At 42.6% G+C, this 26682-nt stretch carries 25 protein-coding genes; 22 read left to right on the top strand and 3 right to left on the bottom strand.

The window, feature by feature from the left end:
- The 8 genes from KFT32_RS16475 to KFT32_RS16440 all read left to right on the top strand — a co-directional run.
- Positions 1-1114 (top strand): hemolysin family protein (locus KFT32_RS16475; protein WP_211748321.1); only part of this gene is annotated, 1114 nt, incomplete at its 5' end.
- Positions 1115-1210: 96 nt separating this feature from the next.
- Positions 1211-2131 (top strand): ArsR/SmtB family transcription factor, encoded by a 921-nt coding sequence (locus tag KFT32_RS16470; RefSeq protein ID WP_249435933.1) that lies wholly within the window; start codon positions 1211-1213, stop codon positions 2129-2131.
- A gap of 250 nt (positions 2132-2381) precedes the next feature.
- Complete coding sequence (locus KFT32_RS16465) at positions 2382-4124, top strand: ABC transporter substrate-binding protein (protein WP_211748320.1); 1743 nt, start codon at positions 2382-2384, stop codon at positions 4122-4124.
- A gap of 83 nt (positions 4125-4207) precedes the next feature.
- Complete coding sequence (locus KFT32_RS16460) at positions 4208-5164, top strand: ABC transporter permease (protein ID WP_211748319.1); 957 nt, start codon at positions 4208-4210, stop codon at positions 5162-5164.
- Between the two features lie 12 nt (positions 5165-5176).
- On the top strand, positions 5177-6100 hold the full coding sequence (gene opp4C / locus KFT32_RS16455; protein ID WP_211748318.1) for an oligopeptide ABC transporter permease: 924 nt from the start codon (positions 5177-5179) through the stop codon (positions 6098-6100).
- Positions 6101-6113: 13 nt separating this feature from the next.
- Entirely contained in the window at positions 6114-7097 is a 984-nt protein-coding gene (locus KFT32_RS16450) for an ABC transporter ATP-binding protein (RefSeq protein WP_211748317.1), read from the top strand.
- Positions 7090-8055, top strand: a complete 966-nt coding sequence (locus tag KFT32_RS16445; RefSeq protein WP_211748316.1) for an ABC transporter ATP-binding protein — start codon at positions 7090-7092, stop codon at positions 8053-8055. Before KFT32_RS16450 ends, KFT32_RS16445 begins: the two co-directional genes overlap by 8 nt.
- Positions 8056-8228: 173 nt before the next feature.
- Entirely contained in the window at positions 8229-8711 is a 483-nt protein-coding gene (locus tag KFT32_RS16440) for a hypothetical protein (RefSeq protein ID WP_211748315.1), read from the top strand.
- A gap of 98 nt (positions 8712-8809) precedes the next feature.
- Here the strand turns inward: KFT32_RS16440 and KFT32_RS16435 are convergent, their stop codons facing one another.
- The 3 genes from KFT32_RS16435 to KFT32_RS16425 form a co-directional block, all read right to left on the bottom strand.
- Entirely contained in the window at positions 8810-9736 is a 927-nt protein-coding gene (locus KFT32_RS16435; RefSeq protein ID WP_211748314.1) for a hypothetical protein, read from the bottom strand.
- Entirely contained in the window at positions 9714-10304 is a 591-nt protein-coding gene (locus tag KFT32_RS16430) for an RNA polymerase sigma factor (protein ID WP_211748313.1), read from the bottom strand. The genes KFT32_RS16435 and KFT32_RS16430 overlap by 23 nt, the downstream gene beginning before the upstream one ends.
- Before the next feature lie 463 nt (positions 10305-10767).
- Positions 10768-12000 (bottom strand): aminopeptidase, encoded by a 1233-nt coding sequence (locus tag KFT32_RS16425; protein WP_211748312.1) that lies wholly within the window; start codon positions 11998-12000, stop codon positions 10768-10770.
- Positions 12001-12198: 198 nt separating this feature from the next.
- Between KFT32_RS16425 and KFT32_RS16420 the strand changes: the two genes are divergently transcribed.
- From KFT32_RS16420 to ggt, 14 genes are all read left to right on the top strand, one after another.
- Entirely contained in the window at positions 12199-12465 is a 267-nt protein-coding gene (locus KFT32_RS16420; RefSeq protein ID WP_349304919.1) for a hypothetical protein, read from the top strand.
- Between the two features lie 183 nt (positions 12466-12648).
- A complete protein-coding gene (locus KFT32_RS16415; RefSeq protein WP_211748311.1) occupies positions 12649-13455 on the top strand; it encodes an MBL fold metallo-hydrolase in 807 nt (268 codons plus the stop codon).
- A gap of 184 nt (positions 13456-13639) precedes the next feature.
- Positions 13640-14647: an aldose 1-epimerase gene (locus tag KFT32_RS16410; RefSeq protein ID WP_211748310.1), complete on the top strand. Its 1008-nt coding sequence runs from the start codon at positions 13640-13642 to the stop codon at positions 14645-14647.
- 71 nt (positions 14648-14718) lie between these two features.
- Positions 14719-16107 carry a class II fumarate hydratase gene (gene fumC, locus KFT32_RS16405; RefSeq protein ID WP_211748309.1) on the top strand — a complete coding sequence of 463 codons (1389 nt, stop codon included), beginning with the start codon at positions 14719-14721 and terminating at the stop codon, positions 16105-16107.
- A 163-nt stretch (positions 16108-16270) separates the two neighbouring features.
- On the top strand, positions 16271-16696 hold the full coding sequence (locus tag KFT32_RS16400; RefSeq protein ID WP_211748308.1) for a DMT family transporter: 426 nt from the start codon (positions 16271-16273) through the stop codon (positions 16694-16696).
- A 32-nt stretch (positions 16697-16728) separates the two neighbouring features.
- On the top strand, positions 16729-17199 hold the full coding sequence (locus KFT32_RS16395; protein ID WP_211748307.1) for a DMT family transporter: 471 nt from the start codon (positions 16729-16731) through the stop codon (positions 17197-17199).
- Positions 17200-17437: 238 nt separating this feature from the next.
- On the top strand, positions 17438-19060 hold the full coding sequence (locus tag KFT32_RS16390) for a PucR family transcriptional regulator (protein ID WP_211748306.1): 1623 nt from the start codon (positions 17438-17440) through the stop codon (positions 19058-19060).
- Between the two features lie 142 nt (positions 19061-19202).
- Positions 19203-19712 carry a 2-oxo-4-hydroxy-4-carboxy-5-ureidoimidazoline decarboxylase gene (gene uraD, locus KFT32_RS27270; RefSeq protein WP_249435932.1) on the top strand — a complete coding sequence of 170 codons (510 nt, stop codon included), beginning with the start codon at positions 19203-19205 and terminating at the stop codon, positions 19710-19712.
- Positions 19713-20699 carry a factor-independent urate hydroxylase gene (gene pucL, locus KFT32_RS27265; RefSeq protein WP_249435931.1) on the top strand — a complete coding sequence of 329 codons (987 nt, stop codon included), beginning with the start codon at positions 19713-19715 and terminating at the stop codon, positions 20697-20699.
- The gene (gene uraH / locus KFT32_RS16380; protein ID WP_211748305.1) at positions 20700-21065 is read left to right on the top strand and encodes a hydroxyisourate hydrolase; all 366 of its coding nucleotides are present in this window, start codon (positions 20700-20702) and stop codon (positions 21063-21065) included.
- A gap of 51 nt (positions 21066-21116) precedes the next feature.
- Positions 21117-22526, top strand: coding sequence for an allantoinase AllB (gene allB, locus KFT32_RS16375; protein ID WP_211748304.1), 1410 nt, complete (start codon positions 21117-21119; stop codon positions 22524-22526).
- On the top strand, positions 22519-23820 hold the full coding sequence (locus tag KFT32_RS16370; RefSeq protein ID WP_211748303.1) for a M20 family metallo-hydrolase: 1302 nt from the start codon (positions 22519-22521) through the stop codon (positions 23818-23820). Before allB ends, KFT32_RS16370 begins: the two co-directional genes overlap by 8 nt.
- Positions 23813-25066, top strand: a complete 1254-nt coding sequence (locus KFT32_RS16365; RefSeq protein WP_211748302.1) for a pyridoxal-phosphate-dependent aminotransferase family protein — start codon at positions 23813-23815, stop codon at positions 25064-25066. The genes KFT32_RS16370 and KFT32_RS16365 overlap by 8 nt, the downstream gene beginning before the upstream one ends.
- Positions 25060-26655 (top strand): gamma-glutamyltransferase, encoded by a 1596-nt coding sequence (ggt, locus tag KFT32_RS16360; RefSeq protein WP_211748301.1) that lies wholly within the window; start codon positions 25060-25062, stop codon positions 26653-26655. Before KFT32_RS16365 ends, ggt begins: the two co-directional genes overlap by 7 nt.
- Positions 26656-26682: the final 27 nt, after the last annotated feature.

Raw genomic sequence — 26682 nt, 5'->3', positions numbered from 1 at the left:
AAATCATTTGGCTGATCCTTTACCGGCTATAGGATTATTTTTGATCATGGCGGGGTTTGTGCTGATTAGTAGCTTATTTGTGCTCATGGAAAAAAGTCTGCATTTGCTGTCTTCAGCTAGAGAGTCTACCCACCTTTATGCGAATGCTTGCAGAATAGGCATGATTTTACCACTGATCGGAGTTGGGATGATGGTTGAATTCGTAATTTCAAATCATCATCTGAGCTTATGGATTATGGACACAGGGATGAATGTAATGACTGCTGAATGGATATTTCGTATCCTTGCTGCTGGTATCGTAGCTTTATTATTTATCACTTGTTGCAAATTTGTCCCTAAAGTGTTATTTGAAAAACTCAGTGGGTATTTTTTAAATCGAAGAAGGAATACACCCGATTTGGATCTTAAGAAGAGTTCTTTGCTAAGCCAGAATATCCTTGATTTTTCCTCAAGGACGGCTAGAGAAATTATGATTCCGCGTACCGAAATGATCTGTTTAAATACGGATTGGACCATTCATGAAAATCTAAAAATCGCAAGTATAGAGATGCGTACACGCTATCCGGTATGTACTGGAGATAAGGATCACATTATTGGATTTGTCCATATCAAAGATCTATTTATGTCAGGAATAGAGGATTATGCAGCTACAATCAGGCCTATTCTAAGTGTTCCAGAATCGACTTCCATTGATCTGTTACTGAAACAAATGAAGGATTCCAAGACTCAAATTTCTATTGTTATCGATGAATATGGGGGAACTTCTGGCCTTGTCACACTGGAGGATATTGTGGAAGAGATTGTTGGGGAAATTCAGGATGAGTTTGACAATGAAAGGCCGCTTGTTGAATATCTAGGTGATGACACCTACTCCGTTGATGGACTGATGTTGATTGAAGAACTTAACGCTCATCTTGATCTGAGTCTAACTGACTGTCAATATGATACTCTTGGAGGGTGGTTATTTTCGGAGTTCGAATCCTTTCCACCTCAAAAAGGGGACTGCATTATTAATGGGAGTTATCAATTTTGTATAGAAGAGATGGAGCATTTACGGATCTCAAGAATACTTCTAACAAGACAACATGTCTCAAATGAGCAAACAGGGACGTAGTATTAACAAGATTTATATAAAGAAATCTTATAAATAGAGTCTATTCCATTACTTCCTTCGAGCGTTATAATGTAGTTTACGAAGGAGTGTGGAGCTATGAGTTATAATATAACCGTTCAGTTTAAACCCGTACATGAGTTTATGAACAGCCTTCATACTTTTATTTGTCGCAAATCACATAAAAAAATTGAACTCTCTCCTAGTTGGGTCAAGCAGACGAACAGTATGCTGACAACTGAGTATCGTTCTTTTATTCACGAATGGCAAATGGACGACGAGTGGAAGTATGCCTATCTGTTGTTAGAACTTGAAGACATAAATACGGCGGAAGATTACATAAACTTTTTGGAAAACACATCGGATAAAGCATTGCTTGACCTGTTCGTATATCTTTGCAGGCGATGGGATTATGAAGTTCCAGAATTTGAAATGGCTTTGTTCAGAGTCAGGTATAAGCAATTATTATACGGATGGAATGAACAATATTTTAAACAGATGAACCCGGACATTATGAATGCTCTCCAAGCAGAATATGCCAATCGATTAGTCGCAAAAGAACAGAAGTCAGCGGATTCCTTTCTCGACGAAACGACCCGAGGACTCATGTTTGGCAAGACAGAGGGTCTCGTTCAAATTGTGCTTATTCCTCAGTACCATTTTCAGCCGCTAAATATTTTTTGGCAATACGGGAACACCATTGTATGTCATTATGCTGCTCGCATTTATCTAGGGGATGATTCTGTTATACCGCCTCAAGATTTACGAGTAATTCGGAGTCTAGGTGAGAAAAATCGACTGAAAATTTTGAAGTTTTTGCACCAAGGTCCGAGATCTTTTATTGAAATTGTTAGACACCTAGAATTGTCCAAGGGAATTACCCATGATCATATTTCCAAGCTACGCAGTGCTGGACTCTTATATGCTCATTTTGATGGAGAAAACCTGGTAGAATACAGCATCAGATCACAAGCGCTGCGTCAGGTAGAGACAAATCTAATAAATTACATAGAAGGATGAAACAAGAAATAAAAACCATCAATTTCCTTGCGCGACAAGGTTTTTGATGGTTTTTATTTTGAACGAAAAGAAAATACAAGAAATTTTTCCAAAAAAATAATCAGTTCTCTATTTACAGAACCGTAAATGATTCCTATAATATTGACTAATCGATCAAAACATACCTAGTTCATCGGAATTAAAAGCACCTGTGTTCTTGTAAGAGTGATCGGCGCCAAAAAAATTGTGTAAAGAGACGGAGAGATGTTTTATGAAAAAAAGGATAGCTTATGCGTCCTCATTATTGCTTGCTAGCTCACTTGTGTTATCTGCATGTTCAGGAGGAGAAGATGCTTCACCTGCCGATAACGGCTCCGGGACATCTGTTAATGCTCCGTCTGGTGAAGCCGGAGAGTCTCCTGCAGCAAGCACTGTGTTATCAGAACCTGTAGTCGCATCGGATATGAGCAAATTACCTCAAACCGCAGTTCAAAGAACAGATACGGTTATCGTAGGACTTACCGATCCGAGCGGATCGTTTACCCCTTATTTTTCTCAGAGCGGATATGACGGTAATGTTGCATCCCTTTTGTATACTTCGCTTGTGACATCGGATGCAGAAGGACTTCCTGTCGCAGATTATGCAGACAGTTTTGATGTATCTGAAGATGGTTTGACATACACGTTTCACTTACCTGAGAAAGGTAGTTTTAGTGATGGATCACCGCTTACATCTGAAGATGTAGCCTTTACTTGGACTCTTCTGCATGATAAGGCATACGACGGTGATACCGACATTACCCTTATGAAAGTAAAAGGCGGTCTTGCTTATAAAGAAGGTAAAGCTGACAGTATTGAAGGTATAAAAATTATTGATCCATATACGATCTCCGTTACGCTTGAGGAACCAAATGCAACAGCATTGCTTAATCTGGGTGGTAATGTACTATCGAAAGCTTACTACGGGAAAGATTATAAATTTGGTCAACTGGACTATTTACAAAAACTTCATTCCACGCCGATTGGTAATGGACCTTACATATTAGAAAAATTCCTACCAGGCCAAGAGGTTCGTTTCACAGCAAATGAACACTACTTGAAAGGAAAACCAGGGGTAGAGCACTTTATCTACAAAACTTCTCAAGGGGATACTTGGCAGTTCCTTGAAACGGGAGAAGTAGACCTCGCTTCCTACACAGCAACACAGGAAAATATCGATAAACTGAAAGGCCTTGGTTATGTAGATATACTTCCATACACACCAAGCACTTATGGTTACTTCCAATTGAATCTTGAGAATGAACAGCTGAAACAAAAAGAAGTAAGACAGGCGATCACTTACGGTTTGAACCGTCAAGCCATTTATGTAGATGCCAACCAAGGAGCAGGTGAAGTTGCGAACATTCCGGCAGCACCAATCTCATGGTCTTACACGCAAGAAGGAATCAACACATACGAGTATAATCCGGAAAAAGCGAAGGAACTTCTGGATGCAGCGGGATGGACAGTAGGCGGAGATGGAATTCGGGAGAAAGATGGTAAAAAATTATCCATCCATTATCTTGGTTCGAAGAGCCCGGCAACAGACATCTTTATCGCAGTAGCAAAAGAGAACTTTGCTGAAATCGGTATTGAGTTCCAGCCGGAAGTATTCGCTGACTTTAATGCTCTAGTATCGAAAGTAGAAAGTAAAGACTATGATATGGCTGCTTTCTCTACCCCAATGCTAACAGATCCGTCCGATGGGGTGTATCAGTTCATTGATGGCTCTCTTCCTGGGTACGACAATCCAAAAGTAAAAGAGCTATATGCAAAAGGTCTAGCTACCGTAGATACAGAGGAACGTAAAGCAGTGTATCAGGAATTGTATCAAATTCTGAACGATGAGCTACCGGTTATCTTCACATCTTATAAAAAATCCGTTTATGCAAACAACGGCCGATTGAAAAATGTAAGTATCAGTCCTTACCGTGGAATTGCACAATCACTGCCTGAATGGAAAATCGAACAGTAGAATTTGGTCTGAGAAACAAGGAGTTAGCTTATGTCCGTCCTCAGTGTGAGGCGGATATAGGCTAAACAGATAAGGAGCGTAATATGAGCACATACCTTGTCAAGAGACTTACCTACATATTTGTTATTCTTCTGGCAGCTTCATTTCTGATCTTCAGTCTGTATGCACTTACGCCAGGAGATTATGTATCAAGTAACATTAAGCTGAGCCCAGAAAGAAAAGCGGAACTCAGGCAGTTATATGGACTTGATAAACCTTTGCTTGATCGCTATGTGATTTGGATCAAAAATGCACTTCATGGTGACTTCGGTTATTCGCTTGCACAGCAGAAACCAGTACTCACCCTTTTTAATGAATACATTTGGAACTCATTTCTGCTTGCTGCCGTGTCGACCTTTTTTACATGGCTTATTGCGGTTGTCATTGGAGTCATTTCTGCTTACAAACAGTATTCATGGTTTGATACGATTGTAATGCTGATTATTTTTGCTGCCATGTCGATTCCGTCATTTTTTATTGGACTTTATCTGATCAAGATGTTTGCGGTCGATTTAAAATGGCTGCCTCCAGGCGGGATGACAACGACAGGAAGTAATGCAACCGGACTTGCATATGCAAAAGAAGTGATCCGGCATATGGCACTCCCAGTGACTGTAATGACACTCCTCGGTATTGGCTCACTGACAAGATATATTCGAAGTAACATGATTGACGTCGTTAAGCAGGACTATATCCGGACGGCAAGAGCCAAAGGTCTTACAGAGCGAAAAGTATTGTTTACTCATGCTCTTCGTAATGCATTGCTACCTGCTATCACATTAGTAGGTTTTGAACTTCCAGGATTATTCGGTGGCTCACTTATTATTGAGAAGATTTTTAACTGGCCGGGAATCGGGCAACTATATATGTCTTCCTTTTCCTTACGAGATTATCCGCTACTGATGAGCTTTACTGTATTTATTGCTATTCTAACTGTCCTCGGCACCTTGTTGTCGGACCTGCTATATCGATTGGCAGATCCGCGTGTCAAGCTGGATTAAGGGGGGCGCCGAATGTCAACAATTAGCGGGGCTACAAAAACAGGTACAGGATCTCACGTCAAAGTGAAATCTTCTTTATGGCGCCAATCCATTCGTAAATTGCTGCGGAATAAACTGGCTATTTTCGGTCTGATCGTTGTTGTATTTATGTTTCTTATTTGCTTTATCGGCCCTCTTTTTTCACCTTTTGCAGATAACAAGATCAACATGCTGGAGATGAAGAAGGCACCAAGCGCGAAGCACTGGCTTGGGACAGATAATTTGGGAAGAGATGTTCTAACTAGAGTTATGCAGGCCGGACGTATTTCCCTCACGGTAGGCCTTGCCTCCATGATGTTGTCTGTTCTCATTGGAGCGACGTTAGGGGCAGTAGCTGGGTATTATAGGGGAGTTGTGGATCAAATTATTATGAGAATAGCCGATCTGCTGCTTACGATTCCCAGTCTTCCACTCCTATTTATCATTGGTGCTCTCTTGTCAGAATGGAAAGTACCTCCAGATTACCGGATGTATATCGTTATGCTCATGCTAGGATTCGTCAATTGGCCAGGACTTGCCCGAATGGTAAGGGGGCAGATGCTGAGCTTACGAGAAAGAGAATTTATGCATGCAGCAACGGTGCTTGGGCTAAGAGATCGTAAAAAACTGTTTCATCATCTATTGCCTAATATTTATCCACTTCTCATTGTCATGGCGACATTAAGTATTGGTGGCGCTATTCTAAGTGAGTCTGTGCTGAGCTTCTTTGGATTAGGTGTAATGCCGCCGACTCCAACCTGGGGGAATATGATCGATGCAGCTAATAATTTGATTGATTTTCAGCAGCATCCATGGTTATGGGTACCTCCGGGATTTTCTATATTTATTACAGTGATTGCCATTAATATATTTGGGGACGGTTTGCGTGATGTACTGGACCCTAAACAGAAGAGGTAGGTGAACACAATCTATGGACTCCTTACTACAAATTAACCACCTTAAAACTCATTTTTATACTGACGAAGGGCCTGTTAAAGCGGTTGATGATGTGAGTATTTCTGTACCGGAAGGACAAACGGTTTGTATTGTAGGGGAATCTGGCTGCGGGAAAAGTGTGACCGCCATGTCCATCATGGGCTTGATTGAGGAGCCTGGGGGCAAGGTTGTGAACGGACAGATCCATTTTAATGGCCAAGACCTACTGAAAATGGATAAAAATGAATTTCGAACGATTCGCGGGAACGACATTACGATGATTTTTCAAGAACCGATGTCGAGTCTGAATCCGGTAATGAAGATCGGTGAGCAAATCATGGAACCGCTGATCATTCATAAAAAAATGAAAAAAGAAATGGCTAAAAAAAGAGCAATTGAGCTATTAAAAGAAGTAGGAATCTCACGGTCTGAGCAAATTGCAGAATCTTATCCTCATGAACTTAGTGGAGGAATGTTGCAGCGGGTGATGATTGCCATTGCGATTTCCTGTAATCCCAAATTGCTTATTGCAGATGAACCGACAACAGCGCTTGATGTTACCATTCAGGCACAAATTCTCGAAATGCTTCGTAAAATCAAAGAAGACTCTAATATGTCGATCCTCATGATTACTCACGATTTAGGTGTGGTAGCGGAGATGGCTGATTATGTTGTCGTTATGTACTCTGGCAAAGTGGTCGAAGAAGGAGAAGTCGTTGAACTATTCCGTTCTCCTAAACACCCATACACACAGGGGCTGCTTAAATCGAAGCCAATCATTAATCAACGTCAGGAAGAACTATACTCGATTCCAGGGCAAGTTCCGAATCCTTTAACGCTTACGGAATCTTGTTATTTCAGCGACCGCTGTGCACACTGTATGCCAATATGCGGAACGAATGAGCCGCAGCTAAAAGAGGTAGCTCCTTTGCAAAAAACCGCATGCTGGTTATACGAGGAGGTGGCTAGTCATGTCTGAAGCTTTACTTGAAGTAAAGTCTCTGAAAAAGTATTTTCCAGTGAAAAAGGGACTGATGGGCCGAACCGTAGGATATGTAAAAGCGGTTGATGATGTGAATATCACACTGTATCCGGGGGAAACGTTTGGTCTCGTTGGTGAATCCGGTAGCGGAAAAAGTACGGTTGGAAGAACGATCTTACGTTTACATGACAAAACGGCAGGGGAGATTCGTTTTCAAGGGAAAGATCTACATGCTTTATCTCCTCAAGAGTTAAGAGAGTTAAGACCAAAGATGCAACTTATTTTTCAAGATCCTTATAGCTCTCTGAATCCACGGATTCGAGTGGGGGACGCCATTGGTGAAGCTCTTTTGGATCATAATTTGGTTTCAAAGGATGAGGTTCGTGAGATCGTTACGGAAGTATTGAAGTCTTGTGGATTATCTGAATATCACTATGATCGATTTCCGCATGAGTTTTCCGGCGGTCAGCGTCAGCGGATCGGGATTGCCCGGGCGCTTGCCCTCAGTCCAGAACTTATTATTGCGGATGAACCTGTATCAGCTCTTGATGTATCGATTCAAGCTCAGATCATAAATCTGTTCAAGAAACTTCAAGTTTCTAGAGGACTAACCTATCTATTTATTTCGCATGATCTGAGTGTGGTAGAGCATTTGTGTGACCGAATTGGAGTCATGTATCTGGGGTCCATGGTGGAGACGGGAACAAGAGATGATCTGTTTCTGCGTCCTCTACATCCTTATACCAAAGCCCTATTATCAGCTGTGCCGATTCCGATACCGAAGCTTAAAAGAGAGCGTATCGTACTTAAAGGAGATATTCCCTCTCCTATGAATCCGCCTTCTGGTTGTAAGTTTCACACTCGTTGCCCCTTTGCAGTAGAACGGTGTTCTTCTGAGATCCCTTTATTCAGAGAAGTGGAGAAAGGGCATCAGGTTGCTTGTCATTTAGTATAAAATCATTTCAGTATGATGGACTTGATAATACCAAAAAAAGCTGTAAGCCGTTTCCAAAAAGAGACGGTTTTTTTATTTTGAAATTTTTTCCATAGAAGTGAAACCTGTGATAAATCTTGGCGTAATACTAATTATAACGCGCGTTAAATTACATAGTGAGGCAGGGAAATGTTATGAAAAAACACATTCGTGGTAACCGATTTAATGTTCTATTTTTGCTTGTATTTCTTCTTTCTTTGGGATTTGCTAGTGTTGCTGGTGCCGAACCCGTTAAGGAAGAAGGAGCGCTCACAACAAAACCACCAGAAGAGATGAACGATAATCAGATGCTAGCTGCGTATAAGTATTTAAGCGTATACAGTAGTGATATAGCGTCTGCTGGAGGTGGAATGGGTTCTGTTTTTGGTACAACGGGAGCTATAAGTGTTGCTGACTTTGTTGGTATTGATGCAGCCATTCAGCGCTGGACAGGAGAGCAGTGGGTTGGGGTTACGAGTAAAACCGCATCAAAAAATGCATCAAAATCGGTCAGTTTGAATGAAAATTTTGCTGTAACTAGCGGGTATTACTACCGTGTCGTATCGACACATACAGTAAGAATGGGGTCCGAGCTAGAGAAAACGACGTATACGAGTCCATCTCATCTGATGAAATAATAAATTCATTATAATGAAACGTCCCGCTTTACAGGGGATACAATGACCCAAAAAGCCCAGCACATTTATAGTGCTGGGCTTTTGATAATAGGTGCAATTTAAGGTTTTAATTCAAAGTTATTACTAGCTTGAATGGCATTGGCTGTAGCAATCATATCTTCTTTAGCTAATGTGCCAGTGATAAGTACAAAGACGAGATTGTTCCGATAAGCAATCTTATCAAAATTAGATAATGGACTACTGTCATAATAAATAGCAGCTGTCCCATCTTCAAGTGTAATTGGCTCTGGATCTCCCGTAATGACCATGTTGACAGAGTTTTTATTCTTATTGAATTTTTGATTGATTTGTATCGTTAGTAAGTTTTCGTCATCCTTGTAATATTCCAAGATTAATTCTTCTGAGTGATAAATATTGTCAGGATCCACAGGATTGTTCTCGTCTAACAGAAGCTGGTAATCTTTCTTGTCCGGGGTAAACGGAACTTCAAAATCATGATAGACAAACGTAAGTCCATCTAATGCAATTTGTCTAGAAACGGTTACTGGTTGTAAGTCATGACTGCTGATTATCGTTCCCTCTGGAAGCCCTGTTCCCTCAGGAGGTTTTGCTTCTGATGGAGCAGGGGGAGGCAATGTTAATGCACCCGTGGTATCTTCTGCTTCTTTTTCTGTATCCTTACCTGTAAAAGAAAGAATAAAGTCGTCTCCCATCTTCTCCAACTTTTCAACAAAAAGCGTATCCGCCTGAAGTCCTGCCGGAATACTGAAAATTGTTGCTCCGAGTGTGATGGAAGCAGCGATGACGCCACCGAGCTTCCAGCGCATTAATCGACGCTTTCTTCTCCCCATTTTCTGAAGTTCGGCCTGCACGTTATGCCATGAAGCCTCCATACTTTCCTTGTCTACTGAGGTGGAGGCAGCAGCGGCGTTCTCAAAAGCAAGGTCAAAAGCATCCTCAAATTCTCTGTCATACACGGTTTCCGAATCATCAGCGAACATATTATCGGACTTTTCGCTGCTCATTAGCTGCACCCCACTCTCTATGCAAGAGTTTCTTGATAGCTTCCCTGGCTCGGAAAAGGCGCTGCTTAATAACATCTTCACGCAGATCCAGAAGCTCTGCCATCTCCCGATAACTGAGGCCTTCTTTCCAGCGAAGCTCAATGAGAGATCTGTACTCCGGTTTCAGCGTTTCCATATAGCGCTCTATGGATTCTTGCATCAACTTCGTCTCTACGATCGATTCTATCGATACAGAGGTTTGTTGTACAGTCTCTACATCTAAGAAAACACTGTCTGCGTCCAAAAGGTTACGATTTTTTTTATTTTTTCTTAAATAATTAATTGCAGTATTTTTTGTGACTACTTTGAGCCAAGCTTTTAGTTTCATTTCATTTTCAAATTCAGGTTTATTTTTAATGATTTTGATGAATGCTTCCTGGATAATGTCTTCAGCCGCGGAGCGATCTTTTACAATATATACGATAAATCCGTACATCATTTGGTAGTATTCATAGTAGATCTCTCTCTGCAGGGACTCGCCTAGATCATTATAGTCCGCAGCCAACAATAGTTGGATCCGGGTAGACATGATTATCCCCTCTCTGGTAAATCTCTCTATTTTTGAATATACATTCCGTTATTTTACTATATTATGAAAATATTCTCCATAAATTTCATCTTCTACCTATCGACCGCTATTCTTAATTGCAGCACTCAGGTATGTCTATGATTCAAATTACAAAATAATGAACTAAGAAGTAATTAATGAATCTATGAAGTTTAAAATGAGCTAAAGTGGTTAAATATGGACAATTCAAAATTTCCAGAAGGAGTGTGGGAAGAATAAAAGTTTTAACGTGAGTCTTGAGGATGCAATAGCGGGGATACGAAATATTCTCAGAGAAAGAAGAGAACTGCATGAAGGTGTTCTTAAGCCATAAATATTTTTCGATGAGAAAAGGGTTGCCCCGTCTAATGAATAGACATGAAGGCAACCCTTTTTAATAGAAATTATTGTACTCATGATGGATGGATTATCGCACGCATTCTAATTAGAATGCCCAATTTCCTTTTAGGAAGATAGGTTCTTCTGTTCCATCTGCAGTAATTCCGTAAATATCCATTTCTCCTGAACCAATCATAAAATCAACATGCGTCAAACTTGTGTTGAGTCCTGCCGCTGCGAGCTGCTCCTGGTTCATGTTTTTGCCGCCTTCTAAGTTAAAAGCGTAGGCACTTCCGATCGCCAAATGGTTAGAAGCATTTTCATCAAATAGCGTATTGTAGAACAAAATATTGGTGTCCGATATTGGGGATTGATGAGGAACCAATGCAACTTCTCCTAGATAATGAGATCCTTCGTCAATGTCGACGAGATTTTGCAATGCTTCCAGACCTTCTTCGGCCGTTACTTTAATAATACGTCCGTTCTCAAAAGTTAAAGAGAATTTATCGATCAGATTCCCACCATAGCTAAGAGGTTTCGTACTGCTTACCGTACCGTTTACTCCTGTTTTCAGCGGAGCGGTGAAGACTTCCTCTGTAGGCATGTTTGCAACAAAGGTATGACCTTGTTCATTAATGCTGTCTCCTTGTGCCCACAAGTGCCCTTCAGGTAGTTCAATCGTGAGGTCTGTGCCGGGTGCTTTGTAATGTAATTTCTTATATTTTTTTTCGTTTAGGACTTTGGATTTGTTTTCAAGATTCGTCAGATGAGTCTGCCATGCAGCTACAGGATCTGCTTCTCCGATACGTACTGTCTTGAAGATGGCTTCCCAGAGCAGAGATACTTGTTCTTGTTCAGGTGCATCCGGGAATACTTTGGCAGCCCATTCTGGGGAAGGGACGGCAATCAGACACCAGCTGAATTTGTCAGCTTGCTGATATGCACGGTATTTGGCCATTGCTTTACCTCGTGCCTTTTGAGCAGCGACGATTCGGTTTTGATTAATGCCTTTGAGAAGGTCAGGATTCTCGGATAAAATATGTAGTACGGCAGCGCCTTCTTCCACCATTTCAGTCATTTCACCTGCATACCATTTCGGTTCTTTTTCAAACACTTCAGCAGAAGCAAGGTCATACTGCATGCGAGTAACCTTCTCATCATTCCATTGAACTTTGACAAAACTTGCACCGGTATCATATGCTTCCTTCACAATGAGACGTACAAAATCTTTGGCTTCAACAGGAGCATGTACAATAAGGGATTGTCCAGGTTGAATATTCACTCCGACCTTTACAGTGAGTTCAGCATAAGCTTTCAGTTTTTGGGCAAAATCAGACATTTAAAAGTCCTCCGTTTCACACTATGGGATATTTTTTTACCTTTGGTAAATAAAAGCGATGAGATTAGCATGCCCGGATGAGTTATTCCAGACTCTTTCGCAAAGCTATTTTATTATTGTACAATATACGTAATAATAATGAACTACTGCAACACTTTTTTTAAAAGAATGTTATTAGGAATATAAGGAGAGAAAAACGTGAGTTACAACATAATTAGAGCATCCATGCACAAGGATGAAGAGAAGCATTGGTTAGGGCAGACGGTTTTTACGATAGGCGATAGCAAAACTGAATATGAGATCTCTTTTTTCAGTAAGAACGGCAAAGACTGGGATTACAGCTTGCATTTTGCTGGGGAACCTGGGGTTGAGGAAGAATTTTTGAAGCTGGATGAAAGATTGGAAGTAGATGATGAGCTATATGATGATCTTCTGGATGCAGCCATTGATTCTATTCCTGAGTAAAAGGGATAAGCAGTAGGGGCTTGTTCTGGTGAAAGGTTGTTCTATTCCTGTGACATGCAGACTATAGATAGTAGGGTGAGGTTTCTTACAAAAGAGCACATATTTTCTGGCAACTTGGGAATTCTACAGATGATTGATTGCACATAGGGGCGCATTCCAATAAGAATGGGAGGTATCCGTCACATGGCATCTGAAAATCTGATTACGGAAGGCAAGACGGCTCTGGAGGAGGTTGCACCCGATCTATTGTGTCTGCGAACATTATTTGTTAATGTCCTTTTTGTCGGAACACCGGGTTCAAGGCAATGGATACTGGTGGATACAGGGATGCCGGGATTCGCAAAAGATATTATTCACGTTGCTGAAGAACGTTTTGATGGTCCACCCCTAGCCATTGTGTTAACACATGGGCATTTTGATCATGTTGGTAACGTCATAGAGCTTGAGCAACACTGGGGGACACCGGTTTATGCTCACAGGCTGGAGCTTCCTTACCTTACAGGTCTAACCGATTATCCTCCTGCTGATCAAACAGTTGGTGGTGGTTTCATCGCAGGTACTCCCTTCGTTTTACCTAACGAAGCTATTCATCTGGATGACCGCGTCGATGCGTTGCCTTCTGATCATAGTGTACCAGGTGCACCGGGCTGGCGCTGGGTTGCTACCTCTGGCCATTCACCAGGACATATATCCTTATTTCGAGAGCAGGATCGTGCGCTCATTGCAGGAGATGCGATCATAACCGTCCAGCAAGAATCGCTGTGGCATGTTATTTTTCAAGATAAAGAACTGAATGGACCTCCGGTGTATTTCACTACAGATTGGGAAGAAGCTAAAATTTCGGTTCAAAAGCTCGCTGATCTTAAGCCGGAACTTGCCATTACCGGACACGGGCATATGATGGTACAGACGGAACTTAGAGGTCAACTAGAACGGCTCGCCCGTGACTTTGACCGATTGGCACTTCCCAAACAAGGGAAATACGTTTGATAGGTTGATAAAATAGAGTGAAGAGAGAAAGTGTTTCCTTTATAAGGAAGTGGCTTTCTCTTTTTTTGCTTTACATTGAAAGTGGTATGATAGAAATTTTTTGGATAACATGATATATTCGTCAGGAGGAACTTGCTTCATATTAGATATGAAAGCGCTACATATAGGAGGCGTAAAAGAAACGATGGCACAAGAAACGCATAAGGCATATGAAGGCACATATGGCAGTTTTTCCGCTATTATTTTGAAATCTGGCCCTTACGAAGCTAGGATGATCCCGGAAATAGGGGGGAACCTTGTTTCTTTTCGTGATGTAGAGCGAGGTCATACTTACTTAAGAGAACCTGGCGAAGAACAGGCTCAGGAATTAAAAGAAAATCCAGGTATATATGGAATTCCAGTATTATTTCCGCCGAATCGTTTTGAAGATGGGAAATTTCCTTGGAACGGTAAGGTATACGAACTGCCCATAAATGAGGAAGCAACGGGGAACCATCTTCACGGATTTATGCATTATATTCCTTGGGAAGTCGTAAGTTATGGTGCGAATGACCAGGAGAGCTACCTTGTTGTCGAGCAGATTGTGCGAGAGGGTCATGAGTTCTATGGGTACCTCCCGTTTGAATATACGATTCGCCTTCGTTATACTTTGAGCCTGCTAGGTTTACAGCAGCAAGTTACGATTGTGAATGAAGGCAAGGAATCGATGCCGAATCTATTAGCTTTTCATACTGCAATACAAGCTCCATTCGATGAAAATAGTACGGCGGCTGATTATAAAGTCAAAGCAACCATTGGTGAGCGCCTTGAACTTAATGAGCGCAGTCTACCAACAGGTAACACACAGCCTTTAACGGAAGATGAAATCCTCCTTCAGACAGACGGAGCGAGTCCGTATTTTGCTGCAATGGATAATCATTATACTGCCCAGCCTCAGAATGGTCGAAATTATATGGAACTCACCAACACGAAGACAGGGGTTAAGCTTGTTTATGACGTAGGTACTTCGTACAAGCACTGGATGATTTGGAACAATAATGCCTGCAACCAGTTTTTCTGTCCTGAACCGCAAATGAACTTGGTGAATGCTCCGAATGTTACCGGGAAATCGGCCGAAGAAATAGGTCTTGTTGCCCTTGAGCCCGGATTTGTTTTTGAACAAACTAGCAGGTTGTATGTTATAAACGGTTAAGCAAGTTGCTGATGAATTGAGCAACATTCGGAGTAATTAATTCTAAAAAAACTGCCAAGGAGGAATTGCAATTGGATTACCGCATTGAGAAAGACACATTAGGTGAAATGAAGGTTCCAGCTGATCGTCTGTGGGGTGCACAAACACAACGCAGTAAGGAAAATTTTCCGATCGGTCAGGAAAAAATGCCGCTTGAAGTTATTCGCGCATTCGCTATATTGAAAAAAAGTGCAGCGAAAAGCAACTTACAGCTAGGTAAGCTCTCGGAAGATAAAGCAGCAGCGATTGGCTACGCAGCAGATGAGATTTTGGCTGGAAAAGTTGACGATCATTTCCCTCTCGTTGTATGGCAGACCGGCAGCGGTACACAGTCCAATATGAACACGAATGAAGTCATTGCAAACCTCGGGAATAAGTGGCTTGCTGAGCAAGGTAAAGAAGAGCGCCTGCATCCGAATGATCATGTCAACATGTCACAAAGCTCTAATGATACTTTCCCTACGGCACTTCATGTAGCAGGTGTTGTAGCCGTTGAAGATCAGCTTCTTCCTGCGATTCAAGTGTTGAAAGAAACGCTCCATAAGAAATCGATAGAATTTATGGATATCATCAAAATCGGTCGTACCCATCTTCAAGATGCGACTCCCATTACACTCGGTCAAGAGATCAGCGGCTGGGAAGCAATGCTTGCCAAAAGTGAGCGTATGATTGCTGCCAGTGTAGAGTCTATGAAAGAGCTCGCTATTGGTGGAACAGCGGTCGGTACTGGAATTAACGCGCACCCTAAGTTTGGTGAAATGACAGCAGAAGAGATCAGCAAAGCGACGGGTAAAAACTTTACCTCTGCAGAGAACAAGTTCCATGCACTGACAAGCCATGATGAAGTGGTTTACACTCATGGTGCAGTAAAAGCGCTGGCTGCTGACCTGATGAAGATCGCAAATGATGTACGCTGGCTCGCAAGTGGTCCTCGTAGTGGACTTGGTGAAATCTCTATTCCAGAGAATGAACCAGGAAGCTCCATCATGCCTGGGAAAGTAAACCCTACACAAAGTGAAGCACTTACCATGGTTGTTACACAAGTGATGGGAAATGATGCTGCTATCGGCTTTGCCGCGAGCCAAGGCAACTTCGAGCTGAATGTGTTTAAACCGGTTATTATTTATAATTTCTTACAATCAGTACAACTGCTTGCAGATTCCATCCATGCGTTTAATGACAAATGTGCAGTGGGAATTGAACCTAATCGACAAGCGATTGAACATAATCTGAATAATTCACTCATGTTGGTTACGGCGCTCAATCCGCATATTGGATATGAGAATGCAGCGAAGATCGCGAAGCTTGCGCACAAGAATGGCTTGACATTGAAGGAAGCAACCTTGCAGTCGGGACTGCTGACAGAGGAACAGTTTGAAGAGTATGTGGATCCGACTAAAATGATCGCTCCAAAGGCGTAATACGGAAAAATGTCAAAGAACTGTATAGATACTAGTTTATATCTGAAAAATAAGACCAGAAACCTCTACCCGGTTTCTGGTCTTATTTGGTTGCCTTTTCGCTTATAGAGCCTGTATGATTAGAAATGCTGTATGTAACTTTTAGACAGAAGGAGGAGCGGAAGTGAAAGGAATTCTATTTGCAATTCTGGGAGGAGCTTGCATTACCCTGCAGGGGATAGCCAACACCAGTATTAGTGAAGATATGGGGACCTGGCAGGCTGCCGCCATTACACAAATTACGGGATTTGTGATCGCGCTGATCATCTTGTTGTTAGTGCGTGATGGAAGTTTTGGTGAGCTTAGAAAGGTGAAGCCATTATACATAACGGGTGGACTGATGGGAGCTATCATTATTTTTAGTGAAGTGACTGCTATTCAACATATTGGTGTAACTCTCACGATATCGGCCTTGCTTATTGCACAACTTAGTCTTACTTATCTTATTGATATCAACGGCTGGTTTGGTGTCATAAGACGCAGAATTACCATTCCGCAGTTGGTCGGTATAGGTATGATGATTGCTGGAGTCGTAATCCTAAAGCTGTAAGTTAACTAGACAAGAAAGGAACATGTAATAAGATGACATTAGGAATCATTTTGGCCTTAGTGGCAGGCTCCTTTGTTGCTCTTCAGGTTATTTTTAATAGCAAAATGGGAGAGCATACAGGTTCGTGGTTAACTACGACCATCGTGCTGGGTTTAGGAGCGGTTGCGGCTCTTACGGTAAGTTTACTTTTGGAAGGAACCAGTGGATACCACATGGAAAATATGAAGACATGGTATTGGATTAGTGGTGCTATCGGTGTTGGTGTTGTATTTAGTTTGATGCAGGCAATCAAGGCGTTAGGTCCGACTTTTGCTACTTCTATTGTGTTAACATCTCAACTCAGTTTTGCGTTGTTGTGGGATTCACTCGGTTTATTTGGACTGGAAAAGATTGAATTCACTTTTAATAAGTTCCTTGGTGTGCTCGTGATCATTGGAGGGATTCTTGTCTTTAAATATGGAGAGCGTCAAAGTCAGGCTCGTAAATCAGCTGAACACAAATGATTACAACATTACTGAGTATAAATGATCTAAAAAACACAATCTTTCGTGCATTTTACGAAGGTTGTGTTTTTTTAATTTTGATTAAAGGGATATTCGAACTGCTACATCATTAGAAAATTTATGATTCCTTGTAAAAATATTCTGCTTCTCTCTTTCCAAAACCGTTTTTGATGTTATAATAATTAACAATATAAGAGGTAATATTACATTAAATGTTAGATATAAAGGGGTGCCGTGTATGCAGCTTACTGTTAATGAAGCCTTAGCTATATATCCTCTCTCGGAAGCTAAATTGGTCGCTGGAGCACAGGGAACAACCAGATTGCTTAAATCGGTTAATGTTATGGACGCTCCGGATATTGCGGATTGGATTAAATCTGGCGAGTTGTTATTTACGACAGCTTTTGTGATGAAAGATAGTGAGGAAGAAGCCGTGCTGCTCCTACGTAAGTTGAATGAACGAGGTTGTGCGGGACTCGGTGTAAAGCTAGGGAGGTTCTGGCAGCATATACCGGACCAAATTATAGCTGAGGCGAACAACCTTGGGCTGCCGCTTATCGAACTGCCTTTTCAATTTACTTTCTCTGATCAAATGAATGCCTTGTTTAAGGCTGAATATGAGCGTAATACGAAAACGTTGCAAACTGTTGTTGATAAACAGAAAAAACTGATGCAATTTGCGCTTGATCAAGATCATAAAAAAGATGTATTTGCTAAGCTCGTTAGTATTTTGGGGCACCCCATTGCGGTTGTCGGTTCGAGGGGGCATTTGCTTTTTGCAAGTGAAGAGACAAAAGAATTGAATGTGCAACGAGGATGGCCGTTTAAACCTATGTTCCAAAGAGTGAAATGGGATCATGGAAGTTGTTATCGTGTTCCAATTATTCAAAAGGACGAGGATTTCGGTTTTTTACTTATTTATACCGATGGCGCGTATGCGTTAAAGGAAGAGGAAGAACTTTTTCAGCAAGCCGCAGAAGTTCTTGCGTACGACATGGATATGACATATCGCGAACATATTAATCCGACCCTACAAGATGAGATGTGTCTTCTTATGAAGCGATATCTGGATCGCAAGATGAGTGGGGATGAGCTGGTGAGACGTTCGGAAGGACTGGGAATTCACCTGTTCCAAGGTAATTATCAATGCGTACTGACAACAGTGGAGCCGGAAGTGTTTGCCGAAGGAAAAATACTGAAGCAAATTCACCGAGAATTACAGTATAACCCGATGATGCAGCTGACGGTTTCTCAGCATATTCAAATTGACGAAGGCATCTTGTCTATTTATTTATGCCCTGGCGGAAAGGATTGTGGTGAAGAACTGTCTAGGTTTTTTCTGAGTCGTTTTGAAGATATGATCAGGCCTGGTCTATCCTCTGGAGGATCGATACCGAGATTCTGGATCAGCAAAATGAAGTATGAACTAAAATCACTTCGCGAAGCTTTTCAGGAGTGCTTGGATACACGTTCGCTTGCGGGTCGTTTTGGTATGAAAGAAATAGCACTTCAGTTCGAAACTGTAGAATTTGCTTATGTTTTTGGCCATGTGCCTGAATCTATTATGGAAAATTACTGCAATAAGGTACTGGAACCTCTGCTTATCGAAGGGGGAGATCCCAGTCAAATACTCATGAATACACTCGAAGCGTTTATAGAAAATGATGGACTTATTAATGAAGCGGCGAAACAACTTTTTGTACATCGTAATACAGTTACTTATCGTATGGATAAGATCAGCAATCTCCTGCAAATGGACCTCAAAAAATCTAATGACCTTCTCAAACTTAAACTTGTGTTTACCTTTCGGAAATTTCTACACGATCAAGAATCAACTCCAACACCTCAATATGTGAAATAGAATACGTGCATGGAACACAAATCAAGAGCTTTATGTTAGTTTATATAACAAAAATAAATAATCTATATTGTCATGTCATCCTTTAACACCATAAAATGCAAATATAAAGTGAATGAGGAGGTGTAAGTCACTGAACCTGACATTGGGAGATATAAACTCTTTCGCTAAGGAAGAGTATGTTATTTCATTCGGTACTTTATTTGAACATTCACCTTGGGTTGCTGAAGTAACATATACGAAACGTCCGTTTTCCTCCTTGGCACAAATGCATGAGCTCATGAAAGAAGTAGTGGAAAAAGCAGAATACGAAAGTAAATTGACACTGCTTCGTCATCATCCTGATCTCGGATCCCGTCTTACCATGAGTGAGCACTCTGTAAATGAACAGAAAGGTGCTGGGCTTGATGCGCTATCTGTTGAACAACGTCAGGAGCTTGCTGAACTAAATATGAGGTATACCGTAAAATTTGATTTTCCTTTTATTATCGCTGTAAAAGGCAGGTCCGCAGAAGACATTGTGCAGGCCATGAAAGAACGCTTAGAGCATGTCAGAAATGACGAATTCCGAACGGCACTGGAAGAAGTGTATCTCATCAGTTGGTATCGACTTGAGTCTTGGATCGAACAAAACATGGCAGAGGAGACGGTGTAAATGACATTCGAAGCATCGAAGGAGAGAACCATGTATTACGGTAAGGGTGATGTGTGGGTATTTCGTTCATATGCTAAACCACTCACTGGGGTTAAGGCCATACCTGAATCCGCTTTTCGTGGAAGAGAAAATGTACTGTTTGGAATGAATATCAAGGTCGCTGTAAAAGGTGAAAAGTTCATAACTTCCTTCACAGAAGGAGACAATTCACTGGTCGTTGCTACGGACTCCATGAAAAACTTTATTTTGCGTCATGCCGCCGATTTTACGGGAGCTACTGTCGAAGGATTTCTTGAATTTGCTAGCCGGCAGTTTCTTGAAACTTATCCGCAAATGACGGGTGTGCGAATGACCGCAGAGCAAGTACCATTTGAACAGATTCAAGTAGGAAATGCGGAAAGTATCGTACCAAGTGATCTCGTATTTAAGTATTCTCATAACGAAAGTGCCAGTGCTACAGTAGTTCTCGAACGTGAGAATAGCAGTATAAACGTGGTTTCGCATCAAAGCGGAGTTATGAATCTTAGACTTATTAAAGTGAAAGGGAGCGGTTTTGCGGGTTTTGTTCGGGACGAATATACGACGCTTCCGGAAACATCGGATCGTCCTCTGTTCATTTTTTTGAACATTCACTGGAAATACACGGAGACTGAAGATGGTCTGGATGATCTTCGCGGGAATTACGTAGATGCAGAACAGGTTCGTGATATAGCAGCCACGGTATTCCATGAAAACAATTCTCCTTCCATTCAAAATCTCATTTACCTAATTGGACTTAGAGTGCTTCATCATTTTAGTCAACTAGCAGAAGTATCATTTGAATCTAATAATCGCACATGGGAGACGATTGTTGAAACAGTAGCAGAGGGTCCTGGATCGGTCTTTACGGAACCTCGTCCTCCGTATGGTTTCCAAGGCTTCTCCATGACAAGAAATGATCTTGCTGATGCACTAGAAAGTGAAGCCGAAAAAGCGGGCAGTATCTAAATGGCAGGAAAACTGACGACACATGTGCTGGATACGAGCCGAGGGATTCCTGGAAGCAATATGAAAGTTGAGCTTTACGTTATCCAGGAGGAGCATGGACTTGAACGAGCAGTACTGATTGATAAAGGAGTGACCAATACAGATGGACGGATGGACACTCCTTTCTTAGAGGATCAGCTTATAGTAGGTATCTATGAACTCCGTTTTTATGTAGGAGCATACTACGAAACATTTCTTGTGAAGAGCGGTATTCGCTCGATCTGGGATGTAATTCCTTTGAGGTTCGAAATTGTGAATATAGATGAACACTACCATGTTCCCTTACTTGTTGCTCCGGGAGGATACAGCACGTACCGGGGATCTTAGCAAGTCGAAGTAGGAAGGTTTAGGTCATCGATCTGAAGAGGAGGGCTTCTGATGCCGGGACAATTTGAAGTCATCATTCAAGGTGGCCGTGTTGTTTTACCCCACGGAGTGGAGCGGGTGGACATCGGCATTCGGGGAGGAGTTATCGCTGCTATTGCTCCTGGATTGATTCCGGATGAACATACCTTGATCTATTCGGGTAAAGATCGGATCGTTTTCCCTGGTGTGGTTGATGCACATGTTCATTTTAATGAGCCTGGGCTAGCGGAATGGGAAGGATTTACGACCGGTTCAGCTGCTCTGGCTGCAGGTGGGATTACTACATATATTGATATGCCGCTAAATGGTGTGCCCCCGACGACCACGAGACGAGGCTGGGAATGCAAACAGTCTGCTGCGGCCGATAAAAGTTATGTGGATTATGCTTTTTGGGGTGGCCTTGTTCCAAATAATGAAACGGAGCTAAGCTTTCTTGCTGAGGTGGGTGCAGCAGGTTTCAAGGCTTTTATGTCCGAACCTGGAGGGGAAGGCGAGGAAATCTTTACCCGTACCGATGACAAGGCGCTAATACGGGGGATGACGATTATAGCCGAACTTGGCGGGGTTCTAGCCTTGCACGCGGAGAGTGACGAAATGACAAATGCGCTTGCCTTCGCACGAATTTCCTCAGGAAAAGTAGGGGCTGAGGATTATCTTGCTTCTCGGCCGCCTGAAGCGGAAACCGAAGCCGTTTCCCGGGCTATTGTATATGCGCGGGAAACGGGATGTAAGCTTCATTTTGTTCATATCAGCACCCGTCGCTCTGTTGATCTGATTAAGGAGGCGAAGCGTAGCGGGCTTGATATAACGGTTGAAACCTGTCCTCATTACTTAGTCTTGACAGAAGATGACGTACTAAAGCTGGGGGCTGTCGCCAAATGTGCCCCCCCTCTTCGCAACAAGGAGGAACAGGAGTTGTTATGGGAGGCTCTCCTGTCAGGGGATATTGATTTGATTGCATCAGATCATTCTCCATGTCCCCCAGATATGAAAGACACAGATAATTTCTTTCATATCTGGGGTGGGATTGCGGGAGCGCAAAGTACGCTCTTATTGATGCTGGAGGAAGGGCATGTAAGGCGTAATGTGCCGCTTACCCTAATAGCCTCTTTACTTGCATCAGAGCCTGCTAGACGCTTTGGTCTGGATACATCTAAAGGAGAAATCGCTATTGGAAAGGATGCCGATTTTGCTATCATAGATATGAATGAGTCTTATACCCTGACAAGGGAAGAAATTCGCTATCGGCATGTAATTTCGCCTTACATAAACCGGACATTCTCCTGCAAGGTCAAGGCAACATTTAGCCGTGGAATTCAAATTTATGACGATCTCCACGGATTAATAGATCAAAGACTCGGTAAGTTTATTCCAGCAGTAAAACAAAATACCATCGTTCAAGGAGGAGATATTTATGCCTGAATCTTGTCACATCACGAATACTGAGGCATATAAGGAAACTGTTTTTGAGGCTTCCTGTCATCTTCTTCATCAGTTGCTAGATGAGTTGTCCGATATTGGGAAAAGCGAAGATGGAGGAAACACTAGAGTTTTATATTCTTCTTCCTGGCTTTTAGCTCAGCAACATCTTCAATGTTTTATGCAGGAAAAAGGACTAATCACATCCTTCGATCAATCTGGGAATCTGTATGGACTCTTGGAAGGTACAGATGATAGCGCCCTTTCACAGCCTATTTTTACAGGGTCACATATCGATACCGTTATTTCAGGAGGTAAGTTTGATGGAGCCCTTGGTGTAGTAGCCGGAACGGTAGCTCTTATGTATTTGAAGGAGGTATATGGACAGCCGGCTCGTTCTCTTGCAGCAGTATCCTTAAGTGAAGAAGAGGGCAGCCGATTTCCATTTGCTTTCTGGGGTTCAAGAAGTATAACGGGAGCAAGTGACTGGAGTTCAGTAAGAAACCTGAAAGATGCAGAAGGAATTACTTTACTTCAAGCAGCCGAAATGTGTGGGTTTGGACCGGATTCTCCTTTTCCGGTAAGGCCTTTTAAACCTCATGGATACGTGGAACTACACATTGAACAGGGAGCTGTGCTTGAAAGAAAGGGGACATCTATCGGCGTAGTTACTGATATTGTCGGACAGAAAAGACTAGATGTAACCATTACGGGTGAAGCCAATCATGCAGGTACTACCCCTATGGCCTATCGAAAAGATGCACTTATTGGAACCTCCGAGATCATTCTTCAGATCCATCAGCTTGCGCTTTCATATGGTGACCCACTTGTAGCCACAGTAGGCAGTCTAGATGTGTTGCCTGGTGCTGTGAATGTAGTTCCGGGAAAAGTTGTTTTTACTTTGGACATCAGGCATACGGACAAATCGGTAATGGATCGTTTTACAAGTGAAGTACGATCCTTAGTAACAGAATCGGCTACACGAAACGGATTAACTGCTGAATGGGAAGAACATTTATCGGTAGATCCTATTCCTATGGATGGCGAGTGGGAAGAGAGTATTCAGGATGTATGCGACAAACTAGATATTTCTTACCTTAGAATGCCGAGTGGTGCAGGTCATGATGCGCAGATTTTTGCGGAGATCTGCAAGGTAGCGATGATTTTTGTGCCAAGTCAGAATGGTGTAAGTCATAATCCTATGGAATTTACGTCAAAGGAAGAGATTAACCTAGGGTTTCGAGTGCTTGTAGAGCTGCTGCACCAATATGGCTACAGGGGGAAGACAGATGAGTAAATATTCAGAATTAAACCCATCACTTCGAACAATCATGACACCTGGTCCGGTGGAGGTCGATCCACGTGTGCTACGGGCGATGTCATTTCCTATATTAGGACAATTTGATCCAGAATTCACATCTCTTATGAACGAAACCATGGAGATGGTGAGAGAAGTATTCCAAACATCGAATGAATGGAGTTTCCCTGTGGATGGAACATCCAGATCTGGAATTGAAGCGGTTCTTGTGAGCATTATTGAACCAGGGGACAAGGTGCTTGTACCTATTTTCGGACGGTTTGGACATTTACTCGTTGAAATCTCGCAACGCTGCGGGGCTGAAGTTGTGTTTATAGAAACCGAGTGGGGGAATGTTTTTGATCCACAGGTTGTTATTGATGCCATTACCTTGCATAAGCCAGATATAGTTGCCATTGTGCATGGTGAAACTTCCACTGGTCAGATGCAGCCTCTCGCTGAGATTGGCAAAGCGTGCAGAGAGCTGGATATTCTGTTTGTCGTAGATGCCGTTGCTACGATTGGCGGTGTTCCAGTCAAGACCGATGCTTGGAATATCGATGCAGTAATGGGAGGGACGCAAAAATGTATATCTGTCCCTCCTGGTATGGCGCCGATTACTTACAATAAACGGATAGAAGCAAAGCTTCTATCCCGCAAACGAATTGAACGGGGATTACGCGATCCAGCAAGCCTTGATATGGAGCTGAACACGGCTCCGATCCGAAGTAATTATTTTGACCTTAGTCAGATTCAGGATTACTGGAGCTCCGCAAGGCTAAACCATCATACAGAGGCTACATCGATGTTGTATGGTTTACATGAAGGGCTTCGTATTTTGTTACAAGAGGGACTGGAGGCTCGTTTTGCGAGGCATGAATTAAATGGCAGGGCGCTTGTTCAAGGTATCAAAGGGATGGGACTTACGTTATATGGGAACGAACAAAGCAAACTCCCTTGTGTCACATGCATAACGATTCCGGAAGGAATTGATGGTGAACAAGTTCGCAGCAAATTGTTGCATGATTTTGGGATCGAAATTGCAAGCTCTTTTGGTCCTCTCAAAGGAAAAATTTGGAGAATAGGGACGATGGGCTATAGTTGCAGTCGTAAAAATGTACTGCACGTACTTGGAGCGCTTGAAGGTGTACTGATCAGGGAAGGACATAAACTCCCAGCCGGTGAAGCGGTGCAGGCTGCGCTTTCTGTATATGCAGAAGCCAGCAGGGAGGGGATTCCATGCTGAATCAAATGCCTGTTGGAATGGAAGTGATGGTTACCTCTCCGCATGTTCTTGCGACAAGTGCGGGTGCAAGGATTTTAGCGCAGGGTGGGAATGCCTATGATGCATCCATTGCTGTCAGCATTGCGCTTGGTGTTGTGTATCCCCATATGACCGGACCTGGAGGGGACGCTTTTTTTCTAATGTATAACGAAAAGTCAGGTGAGCTCTCCGGGTATAACGGAACGGGGCGCTCGGCTAGCTCTGTTACAAGAGAAATGTTTGAGCAAATGAACATGATATCAATCCCAAGCAGAGGTGTTCTCAGTGCAGTTACGGTACCGGGGATGGTCGATGCTTGGTGGGAAGTATCTCATAAATTTGGACGTTTGCCTTGGGATAAATTGTTCGAACCAGCCATTCAGTATGCGGAGAAAGGTTGTCCAGTCTCTCATAATCTACATATGTGGATGATTCGGGATGAAGCTTATATTCGGGCAGATAAAGAAATGACAAGTGTTTATATCAAAGATGGAATTCTCCTTGCCGAAGGAGATTTGCTCATTCAGCCTCAGCTTGCCCATTCCCTCCGAATACTTCAAAGCGGTGGAAAAGAAGCATTTTATAAAGGGATTCTTGCGGAGGCCATCTCAGTTTCAGTCATTCAGGATGGCGGATTTCTGCAAAAAGAAGATTTTGAAAAACATACAGGGGAGTGGGTAACTCCTGTAAAAACGACCTACCACGAATATGAAGTATGCCAAATGCCGCCTAATTCACAAGGTTTTTCGGTACTGATGATGCTAAACATGCTGGAGAACACGACCGTATCTTCACTGAACCGATTATCTGCTCCTTACTATCACCTCATGACAGAAGTTATCAAAAAATCATTTCGCGACCGCGATCAGTATTTGACAGACCCTGATTTTCGTAACATTCCACTCGATCAGCTATTATCTAAACCTTATGCAAAACAGTTATGGGATGAGGTGACTGAGTCTGCAGAAGAAGCGACACCATTTCTCTCGCAAGCAATGGGTCAGGACACGGCTTATGCAGCTGTAGTAGACAGTGAGGGGAATGCAGTTTCGTTCATCCAAAGCCTTTATTTCGATTTTGGTTCAGGCTATATGGCCAAAAACACTGGGATCATTCTTCAAAACCGCGGTTCCTTTTTCTCACTCGATCCTGATGCCGCTAACGTGCTTGAACCAGGCAAACGAACGTTTCACACCTTAATGCCAGGCATGGTAATGAAGGAAGGAAAGCCTTATCTGCTGCTGGGTACACAAGGCGGTGAAGGTCAGCCGCAAACGCAGTTGTCGATACTGACGGCAGTACTCGACTATGGATGCTCTATACAGGAAGCGATTTCTCTCCCGCGCTGGGTATATGGGCGAACCTGGGGTGAGGATGGGGATGAGCTGAAATTGGAACAACGTTTCGGGATAGAAGTCATTCAACAACTTGAAGCGATGGGACATGAAGTTCGCCCCCTTGGCGAGTGGGATGATGTGATGGGGCAAGCTCAAGGAATTATGATCGGTCCAAATGGAATGCTCAGCGGAGCAGCTGATCCTCGCGGTGACGGTGCAGCTATAGGCTGGTGACAGCATAAGACAAAGTTACAGTCAGGG

It is taken from the genome of Paenibacillus sp. Marseille-Q4541 (genome assembly GCF_018310695.1).
In the GTDB taxonomy this organism is placed as follows: domain Bacteria; phylum Bacillota; class Bacilli; order Paenibacillales; family Paenibacillaceae; genus Paenibacillus.
The sequence above is the reverse complement of the archived record's forward strand: the minus strand, read 5'-3'. Positions and strand labels throughout refer to the sequence as shown.

What these genes read in the sequence shown, in the direction of transcription:
- opp4C (WP_211748318.1), top strand. Translation starts at nt 5,177, where the DNA reads ATGTCAACAATTAGCGGGGCTACAAAAACAGGTACAGGATCTCACGTC.
- allB (WP_211748304.1), top strand. Translation starts at nt 21,117, where the DNA reads ATGCCGGGACAATTTGAAGTCATCATTCAAGGTGGCCGTGTTGTTTTA.
- KFT32_RS16395 (WP_211748307.1), top strand. Translation starts at nt 16,729, where the DNA reads ATGACATTAGGAATCATTTTGGCCTTAGTGGCAGGCTCCTTTGTTGCT.
- KFT32_RS16370 (WP_211748303.1), top strand. Translation starts at nt 22,519, where the DNA reads ATGCCTGAATCTTGTCACATCACGAATACTGAGGCATATAAGGAAACT.
- KFT32_RS16450 (WP_211748317.1), top strand. Translation starts at nt 6,114, where the DNA reads ATGGACTCCTTACTACAAATTAACCACCTTAAAACTCATTTTTATACT.
- KFT32_RS16425 (WP_211748312.1), bottom strand. Translation starts at nt 12,000, where the DNA reads ATGTCTGATTTTGCCCAAAAACTGAAAGCTTATGCTGAACTCACTGTA.
- KFT32_RS16440 (WP_211748315.1), top strand. Translation starts at nt 8,229, where the DNA reads ATGAAAAAACACATTCGTGGTAACCGATTTAATGTTCTATTTTTGCTT.
- KFT32_RS16445 (WP_211748316.1), top strand. Translation starts at nt 7,090, where the DNA reads ATGTCTGAAGCTTTACTTGAAGTAAAGTCTCTGAAAAAGTATTTTCCA.
- KFT32_RS16410 (WP_211748310.1), top strand. Translation starts at nt 13,640, where the DNA reads ATGGCACAAGAAACGCATAAGGCATATGAAGGCACATATGGCAGTTTT.
- ggt (WP_211748301.1), top strand. Translation starts at nt 25,060, where the DNA reads ATGCTGAATCAAATGCCTGTTGGAATGGAAGTGATGGTTACCTCTCCG.
- KFT32_RS16435 (WP_211748314.1), bottom strand. Translation starts at nt 9,736, where the DNA reads ATGAGCAGCGAAAAGTCCGATAATATGTTCGCTGATGATTCGGAAACC.
- pucL (WP_249435931.1), top strand. Translation starts at nt 19,713, where the DNA reads ATGACATTCGAAGCATCGAAGGAGAGAACCATGTATTACGGTAAGGGT.
- KFT32_RS16465 (WP_211748320.1), top strand. Translation starts at nt 2,382, where the DNA reads ATGAAAAAAAGGATAGCTTATGCGTCCTCATTATTGCTTGCTAGCTCA.
- KFT32_RS16470 (WP_249435933.1), top strand. Translation starts at nt 1,211, where the DNA reads ATGAGTTATAATATAACCGTTCAGTTTAAACCCGTACATGAGTTTATG.
- KFT32_RS16430 (WP_211748313.1), bottom strand. Translation starts at nt 10,304, where the DNA reads ATGTCTACCCGGATCCAACTATTGTTGGCTGCGGACTATAATGATCTA.
- uraH (WP_211748305.1), top strand. Translation starts at nt 20,700, where the DNA reads ATGGCAGGAAAACTGACGACACATGTGCTGGATACGAGCCGAGGGATT.
- KFT32_RS16390 (WP_211748306.1), top strand. Translation starts at nt 17,438, where the DNA reads ATGCAGCTTACTGTTAATGAAGCCTTAGCTATATATCCTCTCTCGGAA.
- KFT32_RS16365 (WP_211748302.1), top strand. Translation starts at nt 23,813, where the DNA reads ATGAGTAAATATTCAGAATTAAACCCATCACTTCGAACAATCATGACA.
- KFT32_RS16415 (WP_211748311.1), top strand. Translation starts at nt 12,649, where the DNA reads ATGGCATCTGAAAATCTGATTACGGAAGGCAAGACGGCTCTGGAGGAG.
- KFT32_RS16460 (WP_211748319.1), top strand. Translation starts at nt 4,208, where the DNA reads ATGAGCACATACCTTGTCAAGAGACTTACCTACATATTTGTTATTCTT.